We start from the raw sequence: 17,741 nt of genomic DNA on the forward strand, positions 1-17,741 counted from the left end.
GATATGAGCGTAAACGAGGAAGGCAGTCAGGGCGCAATTCGTCGCCGCAGCTGGCGCGACATCGATCTGAGGGCCGTGGCGCCATTCGTCGCACTGGCGTTGCTGCTGCTGGTAGGGGCGCTGGTCAATCCCAACTTCATCAGCATCAACAACCTCGCCAACGTCGCTACCCGCAGCGCCTTCATCGCCATTATCGCGGTCGGAGCGACCTTCGTGATTTCGTCGGGCGATCTCGATCTCTCCGTCGGGGCGATGGTCGCCTTCATCGCCAGTCTGATGATCCTGTTCATGAACTCCGGGGTCATCGCCGATCCGGTGCTCATGCTTCTGGCGGCGGTCCTGTTTACTATTGTCGCCGGCGCACTCTGTGGTCTTGCCAATGGTCTGATCACCACGGTCGGCAAGATCGAACCCTTCATCGCGACGCTCGGCACCATGGGCATCTATAGGGGACTGACGACCTGGTTGTCGCAGGGCGGCGCGATCACGCTTAAGGAGCCAGAGCTCCAGGAAATCTATCGTCCCGCCTATTTCGGCACGATCTTCGGCCTGCCGGTACCGATCGTCGTCATCCTCGCGGTGACGGCCGTGGCGGCCTTCATCCTCTATCGCACGCGCTACGGTCGCCACGTCGTCGCCGTCGGCTCCAATCGTGACGTTGCGCGTTACTCCGGCATTTCCGTCAACCGCGTCCGCACCGTCGCCTTCGTGATCCAGGGGCTCTGCGTGGCAGCCGCCGTCCTCCTCTATGTGCCGCGCCTCGGCTCGACGTCGGCAACGACTGGCATTCTCTGGGAACTACAGGCAATCACCGCCGTTGTCGTCGGCGGCACCGCGCTCAAAGGCGGCGCGGGTCGCGTCTGGGGCACGATCTGTGGTGCGTTCATCCTCGAACTGGTCGGCAACATCATGCTGCTCTCCAACTTCATCAGTGAATACCTGATCGGCGCCATCCAGGGTGCGATCATCATCATTGCGATGCTCGTCCAGCGCTCGCTGGTTCGGAAATCGTGAGACGGCCGGGTCCACAGGTCTCCCGGCCTCAAACAGGCTGACCTGATATTTGGGAGGAACTTAATGCGTAATAAGCTATTCGGCCTGACCCTCGCGGCCATGACCGCACTCGCTGGCGTGTCGCACGCGCAGGAAGAAAAGAAAGTGACGATCGGCGTCTCGATCCCGGCTGCCGATCATGGCTGGACGGCCGGCGTGGTCTTCCATGCCGAGCGCGTCGCCAAGATCCTGATGGAACGCAATCCGGGCCTGAACGTCATCGTCAAGACCTCACCCGATCCGGCAAGCCAGGCCAACGCCGTGCAGGACCTCGAGACACAGGGCATCGACGCTCTCGTCATCCTGCCGACCGATCCGGATCCGCTGGTCAACGCAATCAAGGAAGTAAAGGGCAAGGGAACCTTCGTCGCGCTCGTCGACCGTGCGCCGAGCGTCAACGACAACTCCGTGCGCGATCTCTACGTCGCCGGCAACAACCCGGCGCTCGGCCAGGTCGCGGGCGAATATATCAAGGCCACGACGCCGGAAGCCGAAGTCGTCGTCATCCGCGGCCTGCCGATCCCGATCGACCAGCAGCGCCAGGACGGCTTCGACAAGGGCATCGAAGGCTCGAAAGTCAAGGTTCTCGACCGCCAGTACGGCAACTGGAACCGCGACGATGCCTTCAAGGTCATGCAGGACTACCTGACGAAGTACCCGAAGATCGACGTCGTCTGGTGCCAGGACGACGACATGGCCGTCGGCGTGCTGCAGGCCATCGAGCAGGCGAAGCGCACCGACATCCAATACGTCGTTGCCGGCGCCGGCTCGAAGGAAATGATCAAGAAGGTCATGGACGGCGACAAGATGATCCCGGTCGACGTGCTCTACCCGCCGGCAATGGTCGGTACTGCGCTTGAGATGACCGTGGCCAACTTCTACGGCCAGGTTCCGGTCCGTGGCGTCTACACGATCGACGCGACGCTGGTGACCAAGGACAATGCCAAGGACTTCTACTTCCCGGATTCGCCGTTCTGATCCAGGCTTGACTGAAAGGCGGCCCGCGGTCGGCGCGGGCTGCCATCCCACAACGATCACCTGAAATCACAGGTCGTGTCGTCTTGAGCCCCAGGCGGGCATCGCCGGCGCCTTTCGATTGCCCGGCACATTTTCGGAGGAGACGAGAGATGAAGACGATCAAGGGGCCAGGGCTCTTTCTTGCGCAGTTTGCCGGCGATGCGGCACCGTTCAATTCCTGGGATGCGATCACCAAATGGGCGGCGGACTGCGGCTACAAAGGCGTGCAGGTCCCGAGCTGGGACGCGCGGGTGATCGATCTTCAGAAGGCAGCGACCTCGAAGACCTATTGCGACGAGTTTGCCGGAAAGGCCCGCGATAACGGCGTCGAGGTGACCGAGCTTTCCACCCATCTGCAGGGCCAGCTCGTCGCCGTGCATCCGGCCTATGACGAGGCCTTCGATGGTTTTGCGGCACCGGAAGTGCGCGGCAATCCCAAGGCAAGGCAGCAATGGGCGGTGGAACAGGTGAAGCTGGCGCTGACCGCCTCGAAGAACCTCGGGCTGAACGCCATGGCGAGTTTTTCCGGCGCGCTTGCCTGGCCCTTCGTCTATCCCTGGCCGCAGCGGCCGGCCGGCCTCGTCGACACCGCCTTTGACGAACTGGCGAAGCGCTGGAAACCGATCCTCGACCATGCCGAGGACTGTGGTGTCGACGTCTGCTACGAGATCCATCCGGGCGAGGACCTGCACGACGGCATCGCCTACGAGATGTTCCTGGAGCGCACCGGCAACCACGCCCGCGCCTGCATGCTCTACGACCCCTCGCACTACGTGCTGCAGTGCCTCGACTATCTCGACAACATCGACATCTACAAGGACCGCATCCGCATGTTCCACGTCAAGGATGCGGAGTTCAACCCGACCGGACGCCAGGGCGTCTATGGCGGCTATCAGGGCTGGGTCAACCGGGCCGGACGGTTCCGCTCGCTCGGCGACGGCCAGGTGGATTTCGGCGCGGTGTTTTCCAGGATGGCGGCCAATGATTTCTCCGGCTGGGCGGTGGTCGAATGGGAATGCGCGCTGAAGCACCCGGAGGATGGTGCCCGCGAGGGTGCCGACTTCGTCAAGCACCACATCATCCGCGTGACTGAGAAGGCGTTTGACGACTTTGCCGGCGGCGGCACCGACGAGGCCGCCAACCGGCGCATGCTGGGGATCTGAGTAAGGTTCAGCCCCTCGCCGGCAGGTCGTGACGTCCAGCCGTCCCTTTAGAGCGTTTCCCTGACTGATTGAATCATTTGGGCTTTGCAAATCAGATGGGTTCTGATTCAAACTTTCTGCCGATGGAGGTCGGCAGATAATGTCGAAAGCCCTTTCCGTTGATCTTCGCGCACGTGTTCTTGCCGCCGTCTCAGCCGGAGCGTCGCACCGGGAGGCTGCCGAGCGCTTTGGCGTCAGTGCGGCCAGCGTGAGCCGGTGGCGAAACCTGCAAGTCCGTCAGGGCCATGTTCGACCGGGTCCGCTGGGTGGAGACCGTCATTCGTACAAAACCGAAGCCAACGCCGACGCGATCATGTCGTGGCTTGAGGAACACCGGGACGGCACCTTGTTCGAACTTCGTGATGCCCTTGCAGCTCAGGGCATCGCCATCAGCAAGTCGGCGCTGCACCGTTTCCTTGTCCGGCACAATCAGACGCGCAAAAAAAGACTGGCCACGCGATAGAGCAAGCACGCCCAGACGTCTTGGAACTCCGTCAGCGGTGGTTCGACGAGCAACTTGATCTTGATCCGTCGCGGCTCGTGTTCATCGACGAAACATGGACCGCGACCAACATGGCCCGCACTCATGGAAGATGCACCAGAGGTGAGCGGCTGCGGATGGGTTTCCCGCATGGCCATCGCAAGACGACGACGCTTGTCGCCGGTCTACGAAACACCGGAATGGTCGCGCCTTTGGTCATCGACGGTCCGATCAATGGCGAGTGGTTCGAGGCCTATGTCGCTCAGGTCCTGGTCCCGACATTGAAACCCGGTGACGTCGTGATCCTCGACAATCTTTCCAGCCACAAACGGCCAGCAGCAAGAGCGTTAATCGAAGCGGCGGGCGCAACGATGGTGTTCCTGCCGCCCTACAGTCCCGACTTCAACCCCATCGAAAAGGCCTTCTCCAAGCTCAAGGCACATCTGAGGAAGGCGGCTGAGCGGACCGTGTCTGGTCTGTGGGACATGATTGGCAAGCTCGTCCATCTCGTCGCGCCAAAAGAATGCAGAAACTACTTCAACTCATGCGGATACGATCCAGCATGAAAGGGAAATGCTCTAATTCGTGCGGAAAGGAAGGGCTCAGCTACAACCCCCGGCGATCCGATCTTGTGCTGCGGTTCACCGAGCTTTCGGCCGGCGCCCGTCGTCACGCCAGCGGCGGATATCGTCCGGGCCTGCCTTGCCCGCCCGCGGGCCGTGGATGGTGACGGAGCGGGAGGCGGCTGCGACGGAGAAGTCCAGCGCCTCTTCGATGGTCTGACCTTGCGACAAACACCAGGTCAATGTGCCGCCGAACGTGTCGCCTGCACCGGTGACGTCAACGACGTCAACCGGAAGGCCGGGAACGCGAAGGATCGTGTCGCCGTTGCGCGCCTCGGCGCCATCCGCAGCGAGGGTGCGTACGACCCAGTCGATATCGTGCGCCTGCATCCAGTCGCTGATTATCGTGATTTCATCGTGGCCGAAGGCAGCGCGGAAACCGACCTGGTTGAAGATAACGACGGTAGCACCGGTGAGATAAGGCATATCCTGCGGCGTGCATCCACCGACGTCGAGATCGAAGATGACGCGGCGGCCGTGCTGGCGGAGATCGGCAAGAAGGTCGGCTTGCTTGACCACGCCTTGATCCGTTCGCGCATGCAGACGACGGGCGCGATAGAGCGTCGTGTAGAGAAAGCCTGGTTGGCGCAACGCATCGAGGGCAGCGGCGCCGAGCCACATCGGCTGCTCGCCCATCTCGACCGTCAGAACGACATGCTCGCCGTCGACGAGGAAGATGAAATTGCGCGATTCCGGAATGGCGGGATCGATCAGCATATGATCAACGCCGACACCGTTGTCCTTCAAATCGGCGATCAATCGTTGCGACAGGGGACTGTCGTTGAGCAGGGAGATGAACTGCGTTTCACCGCCAAGGCCAGCGTGCACCACGGCGGCGTTGGCAATGGAGCCACCGGCCTCGGCCGGGAGTTCCTTGACCATGCCCTTGTCGGCTCGGCCCGGCCAGCGATCGGCGGTGTAGTATTCGTCGAGTGCGACGTCGCCGATGAAGAAGCATGTCATGCGGTTGGTCCTTCGCCTGGAATGGCTTGCACCAGCTTCGGGCCACCGGCAACCGGCACCCAAGGGCTTTCGCCGAGACCGCAGACGGCCATCCAGTAATAGGGGGTTGGTCCCGACACACCTCGGCAGGCGTCGTGCCAGACGTTGCGGTCCATCACCACGGTCTGCCCGGGCGCGATCACGAAGGCTTCGATCTCATTCCGGTCCGGCGCCCTGGCGTCAGATGCGGGAGCGACGGCGAGGACAACCGGTTGGGCGAAGCAGAAGATCGCCTCCTCCGTTTGCGGATGCCGCTCCATAGCGCCGCAGTGCCACGGTGCGCTGCCGCCGCGCGTGACGCCGAGATGGCCGGCACCATCGATCAACGATGTTTTCGTGAAGCCGTCGCTCCATCCATCACCGGCGGTCCAGACCACCTTGGGATCGGTGTCGCCGGTCAGGTCATAGACCTTGCCGTATCGCGAGAAATTGTCCGGGGTCACCGGGCGGGCGAAAACGGAGTCGGCCGCACTCATGCGTCGCTCCTGATGGCGCGCACGACGCGCATCAGTCCGGCGACATGGGCTGCCTCGACACGGCCTGTGTCCTTATGGTCGTGCTTGAACCAGCTCCCGACCACGGCGCCATCGGCCTTGGCCAGTTGCTCGGCGGCATTGGCCTCGGTGAGACCGGCGCCGATCAGGAGCGGCATCGCGCCACCGGTCGCGGCGCGGAAGCGCGCCACCTTTTCCATGTCTGTCGGCTGGCCGGTGGCGTCGGAGGTGACCACCAGCCCGTCGCAGCGCGAAGCGCCGATGCGCACATCTTCCGATTCCGGTCGCCCGGACAGAACGGGCTGGTACTTGAAGCGAACGCCACCGAACAACAGTGCCGAAACGTCCTCGCGGCGTGTCGCGAGTTCGGCTTCGAAGGCTTCGTCCGCTCCCGGCGGCAGATGGCCGGCGACAGAATCCACCTGGACAAAGGAAACGGGGTACGTTTTGGCAAGGGCAAAGGCGCGCGCATCGTCTCTGAGCACGTTGACGCCGATGCGGGTGCCGAGGTCGAACCCGAACAGCCGGTCCAACACCCGCTCGACGTCTTCTGCACCACCGAAGTAGTTCTCGACCACGACCCCGTCCACGCCTTCGCCGGCCATGATGCGGGCCTCTTCCTCGGCCTGGGCAAGCTTGGCCGCGGGGCCGTCACCGGCCAGGTGCAGCATGCCAAGAATGGGTTTTGGGGTCGTGAAAGTGTCGCCGAAGCGGCTCATGTCTTGCTCTCCTGCGCACCGTGCGGCGCGGTCTCGCGCCCCCAGCGCGTTGCAAATTTCATCTGGACGGCCGGCGAGTAGACGATCGACGTGCGCTCGACCAACCGGTCGTCGGCATCGAGCACATCCCCGCTGGCGCAAAGGTAGCCCGGCACGTCAGGCGCCGGAGCAAAGACCTCCCTGAGGCGGTCGGAAGGCGGCACGACGCTGAGCAGCAATTCCGAACGCAAGGGGTGGCGGTCATAGTCGCGGCGCAAAACCTCGTAGAGCGATTGCGCCGCGAAATCGTAGCGGTCGATGCCCGGATAGAGGGCAAGATCAAGCTGAGATGTGTCGACGTTCAGCCAACTCACCGTATCGCCATTGGCAAGCCCGCGGGCGCGCACCAGTAAGAGTTCGCCATTTTCGACCCGGTGCTCCAGCACGCGCGTCACTGGGCGCTGGCCCTGGCGGCGGGCAAGCTCCGTGAAGCTGCCGAAATTCCAGATGTTGTGGCTGATCGGCCGGTGCGAGACGATCGTGCCGCGGCCGCGAATCTGCTGAACCAGACCTTCCGAAACCAAAAGCGCCATCGCATTGCGCACCGTTGTTCGGGCGATGCCGAACTGGTCGCGCAACTGGTTCTCCGAGGGAATCGCTTCCCCTTCGGAGAAGTCGCCGCTGAGAATCGCGGCGCGGAGCGCCCGATAGAGCTGCCGGTAGAGCTGCTCGCTCGAATAGAGATCGAGGCGCAGCCGGGCCAGCCGGTCGTCCGGGTTTCCGTTTGCTGCGATGGTGGAGGCGTCTGGCATGGAAGGATGGGTCAAGGCAGGCTCCGGCGCGGTTCGGTTACTTCGTGGCTCCGTTTATCTTGAACTCTTCGACGGCGGCCTGTTTCAAGCCGTAGCGGTCGAGGATCTGTGCATAAGTGCCATCGGCCTTCATGGCGTCGAGCGCGCCCTTTACGGCATCACGCAGCTGACCGTTCGACTTGGCAAAGGCGATGCCGTAGTGGTTGACATCGCCGACCTCGCCGATCTGGTAGAACTTGCCCGGCTCCTGCTTCATCAGGTCGAGAAGACCTTCCAGGCCGATGACTGAAGCCTGGGCGCGGCCCTGGCGGATCTGCATGATGTGCTCGGCCTGGGTCGGGATCTGGATGACGGTGATCAGCTTGTCGGCTGCGCATTTAGCCTTGCCGACATTTTCCGCCCAGGTAACCCAGCTGGTTCCCGTTGCGACCGCGACAGTCTTGCCGCAGAGGTCGGCTTCGCTCTTAATTTCACCCTGATGATCGGCAGCCGAATAGAAGACGTTGCCGGTCTTGAAGTAGTCGATGAAATCGAGCTGCGTCTGGCGCTCCACCTTGTCGGAGAAGGCGGTCATGATCAGGTCCGAACGGCCGGTGACGACCTGCGGGATCAATTGCGGGAACTCGACGTTCTGGAACTCGGCCGTCAGGCCGAGGCGTTCGGCGATTGCCTTGGCAAGATCGATGTCGAAGCCCTTCAGTTCCGTCGAGCCGGCGTCGCTGTATTCCATTGGCGGATAGGCAAGGCTGATCGTGACGTTCAGCTTTCCGGTATCGCGCACCGCGTCCGGCAGAGCGGCTGCGAGCTTCTCGTCGGCGGCGTGCGCCAGGCCGCCTGCGGCCAGGCTGATGATTGTTGCGGAGGCTAGCCCCAGAACCATTGGTAGCAGTTGTTTCATTTTCAGTTCTCCCTCTTTTTGAACTCTTTTCTTCAGGCCAGCACGCGGCTGAGGAAACTCCGCACGCGCGGGTCGCCGGGGTTGCTCAGAACGTGCGTGGGCACGCCCATCTCGCGGATCTCGCCGTCGATCATCACCACGACGCGGTCGGCGACCTCCCGGGCAAAGCCGATCTCGTGGGTGACGACGATCATCGTCGTGCCGCCACGCGCGAGATTGCGCATGACTTCCAGAACCTCGCCGACGAGTTCCGGATCGAGCGCGCTGGTCGGCTCGTCGAAGAGCATGACACGGGGCTCCATGGCGAGCGCCCGGGCGATTGCCACGCGCTGCTTCTGGCCGCCGGAAAGCTGCGACGGATAACTCGATGCCTTGGCCGCCATGCCGACCTGCTCGAGCAGGCCCATGGCACGGGCTTCGGCCTCGGCGCGGCTCAAGCCGCGCACCACCATCGGTCCCTCGATGACGTTGCCGAGCACCGTTCGGTGCGCGAAAAGATTGAAATGCTGGAACACCATGCCGAGCTGGCTCTGCTGCGCCCTGAGCCGCTTGACCGGCAATCCCTCAAGCGCGCCGCGGCTGAGCTCGTAGCCCATGATCGCGCCGTCGACCCAGACATAGCCGCCATTCGGCGTTTCCAGATGGTTGATGCAGCGCAGGAAGGTGCTCTTGCCGCTGCCCGAGGGTCCGAGGATGCAGAGCACCTCGCCATAGGCGACTTCCAGATCGAGACCCTTCAGGACCTCGTGGCTGCCAAAACTCTTGCGGATACCGACTGCCTTGACTGCGAGTGTCATGCTTCCCCCGGGGCGACGGGACGACGCGCCCATCCTTTGAACCAGCGGCGCTCGCGGGTTGCGGCTGCGCCATCGCGGCCGAAATGGCGTTCGAGATAGTATTGGCCGATGGATAGAACGGTGGTTCCCGCCAGATACCAGACGGCGCAGACGAACAACAGTTCGATCACAGCGCCATTGATGAAGTAGATGCGTTGTGCAGCGTTCAGCATCTCGCCCATGGCGATGGTGGCGGCGAGCGAGGAGAACTTCAGCATACCGATGGCGCTGTTGCCGAGTACGGGCAGGATCAGCCGCAGGGTCTGTGGCAGGATGATACGCCGCATCGTCTGGCCCGGCGTCATGCCGAGCGTATGGGCAGCTTCCTTCTGGCCCTTGTCGACCGAAGAGATGCCGCCGCGCACCACTTCCGTCAGATAGGAGCCTTCGTTCACGCCGAGACCGAGGACAGCCGCGACGAAGGGCGTCACCACATCGACCATGCGGGCATCGATGAGCCCAGGGATATAGAGGCGCGGGAAGACCAGAGCGATGTTGAACCAGATGAGCAGCTGCAGCAGCACCGGCGTGCCGCGGAACACCCAGACATAGAGCCATGCTGCAAAGCGCAGGATCGGATTTTCCGAAAGCCGCATGATGCCGAAAGCGAAACCAAGCAAGACGCCGAGCACCAGCGCACAGGCCGAGATCAAAAGCGTCCAACCGAAGCCGGTGATGATGACGCCAGCCGTCAGGAACTCGCCGACCACCGTCCACTGGATTTGCCCGACTGCGAAGGCGCGGCCGATCACGGCAAGCAGCAGGATGACGAGACCGCCACTGATCCACCGCCAGGGGTGGTGCAGTGGGCGGATGGCGACATCCGGACCGGGAAGGTCTGCGAGTGACAGCGCGGACGTTGAAGATGAGTGAGAGTGGTGCATGGCATCCAATTGTAGGGTTAGGCCTACAACTTGATAGAAGCACGCCGAAACGGAGTCAAGCTGGCGACCGGAGAATATTTCCGCCTGTGCATATTCGCGCTGAATGCGCTGGAGGATTGGAAGTCAGCGGCCGCGAGGAACAAAACGATCGCCGCTGGCACGGAGGAACCGGCGAAGGGGACAGCTTCTCAAGCGCTAAGCGCCCGGCCGAACTGGCAACTTCCGGGATGCAGCCGCATGAAGGCTGTACCGGGACGGAACCGAACGGTCCGTTGAAGAGAAAATAAGTAAGGCTGCGGCGCGCTATGAGCGTTGCCGGTGTGCCAAGGGACCGCACCGCTTCGACTGGCGAGACGCTGAAAGTCTCGCCAGTCCGCAAGTACTCGTTCTTGTAATCCTATCCAGCGTCCGTACCGAACGGCGCAAAGCCGCACCTTATGCCCAGCCTCGCGCGGATGGCGTCAGGGGCAGGGCGAGCGGATTGCCGTGTCCCCCCTCGATTTGCTCCGCCAGAATGAAGGCGGTCGTCGGGCCCAATGTGAAGCCCTGATGGCCGTGGCCAAAATGGAACCACAGGCCCTTATACCGGGTCGGACCGACGACGGGCAGCATGTCGGGCATGCAGGGCCGGGTGCCCGACCAGGGCGTTGCTTCGACGGCCTCGCCCAAGCCAAAAAGCTCGCGCGCGGCGTTGGCGGCGTGCAGTATCTGTCGCGATGCCGGCGCTGTGCCCGGCGGTGCCATATGCGCACCGGTCAATACCCGCCACCCTGCGTTCATCGGTGCAACCAGCGTGGAACGGTCGACATCCAGCATCGAAATGCGCGGTCCGTTCGAACCTGCGAAATGCCTGTGATAACCGCGCTTGAACACCATGGGGATGCGATAGCCGAACGTCTTCGCGAGTGTCGGCGACCATGGACCCAAGGCGATGACCGCGTTCTGTGCCGTAAAAGTGCCGCCCTCGGACAACACCTGCCAGCCGGCGCCATTCTGCTGCAAGCTCATGGCGTCGCCGAGGGCCAGCGTTCCGCCGCGCGCAATGAAGAGGGCGGCATAGCGCGCGACCAGTTCACCCGGGTCACGGCAGGTCCAGGGAGAGGTCCAATGGACCGCACCCGCGAGCCGAGGTTGCAGCGCCGGCTCGCTTGCTGCGAGTTCGGATGCACCAAGCACCGCTGACGGCACGCCGTAGACACGCTTCAGCCGCTCCGCGGTGGCAGCAGCCGCTTCGAATGTCGCGGGTGTACGATAGACCGCGCGCCAGCCCTGCCGGACGATCAGTTCCCCAGCGCCGGCGGGTTCGATGAAACGCGCGTGATCGTCACTCGCACGCAGCGCCAGTTGTGAATAGGCCGCGATGGTTCTCGCGTAAGGCGCGGGCGCCGACTGCGCGAAATAGCGCCAGAGCGGCCTCACCAGCTGTGGCATATCGCGCAGCCGCCAGTCGACGTCGTTGCCGCGCTTCAGCGCAACCCTGGCAATCTCGGTCACGGAGCGAGGGAAGGCATAGGGCTCGACGGCCTCGGTCTGGATGATGCCAGCGTTGCCATAGCTTGTTTCCCGGCCCGGTGCCTGGCGATCCAGCAGCACCACCTGGTGCCCGTTCTCCTGCAGTGCGAGCGCGGTTGAGACGCCGACCATGCCGGCGCCGAGGACGATGGAGGTAGCCATTGTTTGATTCCGCAGAAGGGCCCGTCAGAAAGTCAGGCGCGAATTGTAGCCGACCACGAATTGGATGAAGCGCGATACGTCGACCATGTCGTCGCCCTGGTAGCGGATCGTGTAACCATCAGTGCGCTCGACGCCCTTGAGATAGGAGAGATACTCGGCCGGCAGGCGATTTCGGAACACGATCTCCAGGACAGGGTTTTCCAGTCTGAACGGTTTTGCCGAGCCTGCTCTTGCCAGCGCCGCCTTGACGCCCTCGCGGATGCGGCGATGCGCGACGGCCGGCGTCAGCGTGATCGCCGATTGCGTGCTGTAGACCTGCTTCACCGGCACCGTCACGATGTCGCCGATGCGCTCCCTGATCTCGTCCAAGGCAATGTTGTCGCCCGAGGCGAGCAGCACCGGGACATTGAAATGCCCGGCGATGGCCGCATTGATGCCGGCCTCCGGCATGACGACGCCGTTGATCCGCACCTCGGCGAAGGCTGTGCCGCCGATGGTGTGCGACAGCACGCCCCCCGAGTGGCTTGCCCCGGCGTGATAGCCGAGAAGCATGGCGCCGACGAAGGACCCGAGCTCGATGCCCTGCATCATCATCAGCGGCCGCGGCCAGCTACGCACGACCTGCACATAGTCGGGCAGGCGGTCGATCAGGATGCTCTCGCCATTTCCATGAGAATCGCTGAGGATGACTTCCTCCACGCCTTCTTCACGCGCAGCCTCGCAGGCATGGACCACTGTGTCCGTCATCCAGCGCCGGGCGTTCTCATACTCGAAACCTTCGGGCATCAGCTGGTCGCGGCTGACGACCCCAACGATGCCCTCGATATCCGCGGAAATATAGACGCGCATTCCTGCCTCCCCAGTCAGCCGCGCGAAGGCGCGGATAATGCATTTGACTTTCCGACGATAAACATAGTTTTATGATTAGAAAATATCTTTCTTGATAGGCAAGAGGTAAAAATGAAACTGTTCATCGCTGGGCTGGACACCGAGACCAACACATTTTCGCCGATGCAGACGGGCCTTGAGGCCTTCCGGGAAAACCTGATCGCCTACGGCGATGCCACCAGCAGGCCGCTCACCTGCTGCTCGTCGCAATTGTCTGTCTGGCGCAAGGCCGCTCAAGAAAAGGCCTGGTGCGTGGTGGAGAGCCTGTGCGCGGTGGCCGAGCCAGGCGGCAGGACCACGCGGGCGGTCTACGAGAGCTTCCGCGCCACCATCCTTGGCGACCTCAAGGCGGCCATGCCGGTCGATGCCGTCATGCTTGCCCTGCACGGCGCCTGCGTCGCCGAAGGCTATGACGATGTCGAGGGGGATCTGCTCGAGCATGTGCGCGGGCTGGTCGGGGCGAATGTGCCGGTTGCCGCCGAACTTGATCTCCATTGCCATATCACCGACCGCATGCTCGCCAATGCGACCATGATCGCCACCTACAAGGAATATCCGCATACGGACATCGAGGAGGTAGCCGGCCAGTTGTTCCGGCTGGTGGAGCGGACCCTCGCGGGCGAAGTGCGACCAGCCATGGGCGTTTATGACTGCCGCATGATCAACACCTTCCACCCGCATCGCGCGCCGTTGCGCGGCATTGTCGATCGCATGAAAGCCGTGGAGGGGCAGGATGGCGTGCTGTCGGTCTCCTTCGGCCACGGCTTCCCCTGGGGCGATGTCGAGGATGTCGGCGCCAAGATGCTCGTCGTCACCGACAATGACCCGGAAAAGGCTGCGCGCACCGCCCGGTCCTTCGGTCGGGAGATATTCGATGCGCGCGAAGAAATGCGCGGAGACTATCTCGGTATCGACGCGGCGCTGGATCGGGCCATTGCCGCGAAGAGCGGTCCGATCGTGCTTGCCGACGTCTCCGACAATGCAGGCGGCGGAGCGCCTGGAGACTCGACCTTCATCCTGCGTCGCATCATCGAGCGCGGCATCGAAGACGTGGCGACCTGCCTCTATTGGGACCCGATTGCGGTGCGCATGTGCCGCGAGGCGGGAGAGGGGGCCACATTGGCGCTGCGGATCGGCGGCAAGGTCGGGCCGGCTTCCGGCGATCCGCTCGATCTGACGGTGACGGTCAGGCGTGTCGCTTCGGGCATCACACAGCGCTTCGGGCCGACGCCGCTCGGCATCGGCGATGCCGTCTGGGTCAGTGTCGGCAACGTCGACATCGTGCTGAACACCGTGCGCACACAAACCTTCCACCCGGAATGCATGACCGCGCTCGGCCTGGACCCGGCGCAGAAGAAGATCGTCGTGGTGAAATCCAGCAACCACTTCCGCGCAGGCTTCGAACCCATCGCGCGCGAAATTCTCTACGTCAGCGCGCCCGGTGCCTTGCAGCCCTCATTCGAGAAACTGGCCTTTACCAAGCTGAAGCGACCCTGTTGGCCCAGGGTCGCCAACCCATTCGAGGGGTAGGGCAAGGGCGGTATCGATCCGAAGACGATCGCGGGCAGGGTTGTCGCCGGCACGCATTGCCTTCGAGGCAATGTTGATTTCGGCCACGTATTATAGGAAATGGTTTTCCTATCATGCCAGTCGGATTCTGCCGCGTCGCGGGCTGAGCCGAAATCGGCACGCGGTCCGGAACGGCTGCAGGCAAATTGGAGACGCCAACGATGACCGATGCGAAATCCAGCCTCGGCGATATCCTGAAGGAGATTCGCAACCGCAATCGCTGGACGTTGGCAGAGGTGAGTTCCATGACCGGGCTTGCGGTCTCGACCCTTTCCAAGGTTGAGAACAACCAGATGCAGCTCACCTACGACCGACTGATCCAGCTCGCCCAGGGCCTGAAGGTCGACATCGTCGAGCTTTTCGGGACCATGGCGGGCGCTGAGGAAGCCCCCAACATGCTGGGGCGGCGCACCTACACCAAGTCCGGCGACGGGCGGGCGATCATCACGCAGAACTACGACTATCTTTATGTTTGCACGGAGATTTCTAAGAAGTCGATGGTTCCGATCGTGGCGGTAGCCCGGGCACGCACACTTGAGGAGTTTGGGCCGCTTATCCGGCACAAGGGCGAGGAGTTCTTCTACGTTCTCGAAGGGGAACTGGAGCTTCACACCGAGATCTATGCGCCTTTGCGGCTCAAGAAGGGCGATTCCTGCTACTTCGACGCGATAATGGGTCACGCCTATCTCAGCGTCAGCGAAGAACCCGCGCATATCCTGTGCGTTTGCTCGACCCCGGAAACCGAGCTGGTCTCCACACTGGCGAACGCGCAGACGATCAAGCTCAAAAGCTGATCGAAACTAAAAAACAAATACGATAAGAAAAAAATATTGCACTTAGGAAAAGCGTTTCCTAGTCTAGCACTGCGGTTGGTGCCGGGAGGGCATCGTGCGCCGCAGTTCTGGGGAGGACTACGAGATGAACGGTTCCAAGTGGAAATCGATCGGCGTTGCATTGCTTCTGGCGTCGACGCCTCTTTCCGGCGCGATCGCAGCGCAGGACGTGCTGGTGATGGCGCGAGCGGAAGATCCGCCGACCGCCGATCCTGGAGTTGAAATCAGCAACAGCGGCTACACACTGATTTATGCCGCCTACGAAAGGCTCGTCGCCTACAAGGGCGGCTCAACGGAGGTCGGGCCCGAACTGGCTGAAAGCTGGACCGCCGACGATGCCGGCCTCGTGTGGACCTTCAAGCTCGCCAGCGGCCACAAGTTCGATGACGGTTCACCGGTCGATGCCGCGGCCGTCAAATTCAGCTTCGACCGGCTGATGAAGCTGAAGGCCGGACCGTCCGACGCGTTCCCGGTGCTCAAGGAGGTCGAGGTCGTCGATCCGCAGACTGTCAGATTTCATCTGACGGCGCCGTTCGCGCCGTTCATTTCGACGCTGGCCGTCTCCGGGGCAGCGATCATCAATCCCAAGGTGATGGAGCATGAAAAGGACGGCGACATGGCGAAGGCCTGGCTTGCCGAGCACTCCGCCGGCAGCGGGCCCTACCGTATCGCCTCCTGGGAGCGGAACCAGAGCATCGTGCTCGACCGCAACGAACATTACGCAGGCACTGAGCCGGCGCTGAGACAGGTCGTCATTCGCATCGTCGGCGACGTGTCGGCCCGCCGCCTTCAGTTGACCAACGGCGATGCCGACATCATCGAACAGATCCCGCTCGATCAGGCGGAGGCGCTGCAAAAGGACGCTTCCGTCGTGGTCGAGAGCAATCCCAGCATGTATGTGAACTACATCTACATGAACAACCGCCAGCCGCCGCTCGACGACGCCAAGGTTCGCAAGGCGATTTCCTATGCGGTCGACTATCAAGGCATCATCGACGGCATCATGCTCGGCCAGGCCAAGCAAATGCGCGGCGCGGTGCCGAGCGGCATGTGGGGACACGACCCGCAGGGCTTCCAGTACACATACGACATCGAGAAGGCCAAGGCTCTGCTTGCCGACTCCGGCAAGAGCGATATTCACCTGACCTATACCTTCTCTCAGGCGGACCCTGCCTGGGAGCCGGTTGGGCTGGCGCTGCAGGCGTCACTGGCTGAAGTCGGCATCAAGCTCGATCTGCAGGCGGTCGCCGACACGACCAAACGCGAACTGGTGGCCAACGGCAAATTCGATATGGCTCCCGGTGCCTGGACGCCTGACTTTGCCGACCCCTACATGTTCATGAACTATTGGTTCGACGCCGACAAAATGGGCGGCCCGGGCAACCGTTCCTTCTACGGCAACAAGCAGGTGACCGATCTCGTGCGTGAGGCGGGATCGATCGTCGACGAGGTCAAGCGCAAGGCTCTTTACATCGAGGCGCAGAAGCTTTCGACCGAGGACGCGCCCTATCTCTACATCATGGAGAAGAATGACATCTTCGCCCGTCGCGCCGTGGTGAAAGGCTATGTCTACAATCCCATGCTGATCCAGGTCTACAACTTCGGGACGATGTCGAAGACGGAGTGAGGGGCCGGATTGAAGCGATCCTCTCGCTCAACAGGCCTCAATCCACGGAACACCTGCCGCCGGCCCCAACGGCTGTGACGGCAGGGTTTCATCGTTTCCCAAGCAAGGTTTTCCTGCTGGAAAGGCTGACGTCCATGGCAATCACCCGCATCATCATTCCGCGTCTGATATTGCTGCTTTTTGTGGTGCTCGGGGTCGCGGTCATCACCTTCACGATCTCTCACCTCATTCCGGGAGATCCCGCGCGCATGATTGCGGGCGATAGGGCAAGCGCCGAAACGCTTGAGAACGTCAGGCGCAACCTGGGTCTGGATCGCCCGGTCGTCGAACAATTCACCATCTATATCGGCAATCTCCTGCAAGGTGATCTGGGAACGTCCTTGCGGACCAACCGCCCGGTTGCAGCCGATATTCGTACCTTCTTGCCGGCAACACTGGAACTCGGAACGGTCGCGCTCTTCATTGCGATCTGTCTGGGCGTACCACTCGGCGTGCTGTCGGCCGTCTACAAGGACGGCCCGATCGACCAGATCGCGCGGACGGTCTCCGTCTGCGGCATCTCAATGCCGGTGTTCTGGTTCGGCCTGATCCTGATCTACCTCTTCTACGCCAAGTTCCAGATACTGCCCGGCAGCGGGCGCCTGGCCATGGGCATCGTTGCACCCGAACGCATCACCGGGTTCCTGCTGATCGACTCGCTGCTGCAAGGCCGCTTCGATGCCTTTTGCAGCGCCGTCTACCACATCATCCTGCCGGGCTTCGTGCTGGCCTTCGCCAATATGGGCGTGATCACCCGCCAGATCCGCGCCTCGATGCTGGATGTGCTGCAGGAAGATTATATCCGCACCGCCCGCGCGAGCGGCCTGCGCAAGGGCATGATCGTTTTCAACTACGCACTCAGAAACGCGCTGATCCCTTCGATCACCCTGTTGGGACTGGCGCTTGGCGACCTTCTCTATGGAGCAGTGCTGACCGAGACGATCTTTGCCTGGCCGGGCATGGGCACCTATGTCGTGACCTCCATTCAGACGCTCGATTTTCCCGCCATCATGGGTTTCACGATCGTCGCATCCATCGGCTATGTGCTGATCAACCTCCTGGTCGATCTCGCCTACATGCTCGCCGACCCGCAAATCAGGGAGGTCTGATC

The 17,741-nt window shown here is 62.3% G+C and carries 17 protein-coding genes; 8 read left to right on the forward strand and 9 right to left on the reverse strand.

Features of this window, described 5'->3' with window-relative positions; translation table 11 throughout:
• Nucleotides 1–3 precede the first annotated feature (3 nt).
• The 4 genes from AC070A_RS33125 to AC070A_RS33140 all read left to right on the forward strand — a co-directional run bounded on the left by AC070A_RS33125 (nucleotide 4) and on the right by AC070A_RS33140 (nucleotide 4,319).
• Nucleotides 4–1,014: an ABC transporter permease gene (locus AC070A_RS33125; protein WP_057249658.1), complete on the forward strand. Its 1,011-nt coding sequence runs from the start codon at nucleotides 4–6 to the stop codon at nucleotides 1,012–1,014.
• 63 nt (nucleotides 1,015–1,077) lie between these two features.
• Nucleotides 1,078–2,031, forward strand: a complete 954-nt coding sequence (locus tag AC070A_RS33130; protein WP_057249660.1) for a substrate-binding domain-containing protein — start codon at nucleotides 1,078–1,080, stop codon at nucleotides 2,029–2,031.
• Nucleotides 2,032–2,180: 149 nt separating this feature from the next.
• Complete coding sequence (locus AC070A_RS33135; RefSeq protein ID WP_057249662.1) at nucleotides 2,181–3,233, forward strand: sugar phosphate isomerase/epimerase family protein; 1,053 nt, start codon at nucleotides 2,181–2,183, stop codon at nucleotides 3,231–3,233.
• Nucleotides 3,234–3,372: 139 nt separating this feature from the next.
• Nucleotides 3,373–4,319, forward strand: a protein-coding gene (locus AC070A_RS33140) for an IS630 family transposase (protein WP_113132961.1) whose coding sequence is annotated in 2 segments (ribosomal slippage) — nucleotides 3,373–3,721 and nucleotides 3,721–4,319 — 948 coding nt in all. Because the reading frame shifts where the segments join, the coding sequence is not laid out codon by codon here.
• A gap of 75 nt (nucleotides 4,320–4,394) precedes the next feature.
• Here AC070A_RS33140 and AC070A_RS33145 read toward each other — a convergent pair.
• The 9 genes from AC070A_RS33145 to AC070A_RS33185 all read right to left on the reverse strand — a co-directional run bounded on the left by AC070A_RS33145 (nucleotide 4,395) and on the right by AC070A_RS33185 (nucleotide 12,523).
• Nucleotides 4,395–5,339 (reverse strand): carbohydrate kinase family protein, encoded by a 945-nt coding sequence (locus tag AC070A_RS33145; protein WP_492384063.1) that lies wholly within the window; start codon nucleotides 5,337–5,339, stop codon nucleotides 4,395–4,397.
• Entirely contained in the window at nucleotides 5,336–5,854 is a 519-nt protein-coding gene (locus AC070A_RS33150) for an ureidoglycolate lyase (RefSeq protein ID WP_057249666.1), read from the reverse strand. Before AC070A_RS33150 ends, AC070A_RS33145 begins: the two co-directional genes overlap by 4 nt.
• On the reverse strand, nucleotides 5,851–6,591 hold the full coding sequence (locus tag AC070A_RS33155) for a BtpA/SgcQ family protein (protein WP_057249667.1): 741 nt from the start codon (nucleotides 6,589–6,591) through the stop codon (nucleotides 5,851–5,853). Before AC070A_RS33155 ends, AC070A_RS33150 begins: the two co-directional genes overlap by 4 nt.
• Complete coding sequence (locus AC070A_RS33160) at nucleotides 6,588–7,397, reverse strand: GntR family transcriptional regulator (protein ID WP_156414619.1); 810 nt, start codon at nucleotides 7,395–7,397, stop codon at nucleotides 6,588–6,590. The genes AC070A_RS33155 and AC070A_RS33160 overlap by 4 nt, the downstream gene beginning before the upstream one ends.
• Before the next feature lie 22 nt (nucleotides 7,398–7,419).
• Nucleotides 7,420–8,280, reverse strand: a complete 861-nt coding sequence (locus AC070A_RS33165) for an ABC transporter substrate-binding protein (RefSeq protein WP_492384062.1) — start codon at nucleotides 8,278–8,280, stop codon at nucleotides 7,420–7,422.
• A gap of 32 nt (nucleotides 8,281–8,312) precedes the next feature.
• A complete protein-coding gene (locus tag AC070A_RS33170) occupies nucleotides 8,313–9,077 on the reverse strand; it encodes an amino acid ABC transporter ATP-binding protein (protein WP_057249673.1) in 765 nt (254 codons plus the stop codon).
• The gene (locus tag AC070A_RS33175; RefSeq protein WP_082615790.1) at nucleotides 9,074–10,000 is read right to left on the reverse strand and encodes an amino acid ABC transporter permease; all 927 of its coding nucleotides are present in this window, start codon (nucleotides 9,998–10,000) and stop codon (nucleotides 9,074–9,076) included. The genes AC070A_RS33170 and AC070A_RS33175 overlap by 4 nt, the downstream gene beginning before the upstream one ends.
• A 435-nt stretch (nucleotides 10,001–10,435) precedes the next feature.
• A complete protein-coding gene (locus AC070A_RS33180; RefSeq protein ID WP_057249674.1) occupies nucleotides 10,436–11,674 on the reverse strand; it encodes an NAD(P)/FAD-dependent oxidoreductase in 1,239 nt (412 codons plus the stop codon).
• Between the two features lie 24 nt (nucleotides 11,675–11,698).
• Nucleotides 11,699–12,523, reverse strand: a complete 825-nt coding sequence (locus AC070A_RS33185; protein WP_057249676.1) for a M55 family metallopeptidase — start codon at nucleotides 12,521–12,523, stop codon at nucleotides 11,699–11,701.
• A 111-nt stretch (nucleotides 12,524–12,634) separates the two neighbouring features.
• Here AC070A_RS33185 and AC070A_RS33190 point away from each other — a divergent pair, with 111 nt between their 5' ends.
• The 4 genes from AC070A_RS33190 (at nucleotide 12,635) to AC070A_RS33205 (ending at nucleotide 17,739) form a co-directional block, all read left to right on the forward strand.
• A complete protein-coding gene (locus AC070A_RS33190) occupies nucleotides 12,635–14,092 on the forward strand; it encodes a M81 family metallopeptidase (RefSeq protein ID WP_492384061.1) in 1,458 nt (485 codons plus the stop codon).
• Between the two features lie 200 nt (nucleotides 14,093–14,292).
• Nucleotides 14,293–14,925, forward strand: coding sequence for a helix-turn-helix domain-containing protein (locus AC070A_RS33195; protein ID WP_057249680.1), 633 nt, complete (start codon nucleotides 14,293–14,295; stop codon nucleotides 14,923–14,925).
• A 94-nt stretch (nucleotides 14,926–15,019) separates the two neighbouring features.
• Complete coding sequence (locus AC070A_RS33200) at nucleotides 15,020–16,591, forward strand: ABC transporter substrate-binding protein (RefSeq protein ID WP_492384060.1); 1,572 nt, start codon at nucleotides 15,020–15,022, stop codon at nucleotides 16,589–16,591.
• A gap of 134 nt (nucleotides 16,592–16,725) precedes the next feature.
• Nucleotides 16,726–17,739, forward strand: a complete 1,014-nt coding sequence (locus AC070A_RS33205) for an ABC transporter permease (protein WP_057249683.1) — start codon at nucleotides 16,726–16,728, stop codon at nucleotides 17,737–17,739.
• The last annotated feature ends 2 nt before the right edge of the window (nucleotides 17,740–17,741 follow it).

It is taken from the genome of Ensifer sp. GW101-20A05, assembly GCF_059424735.1.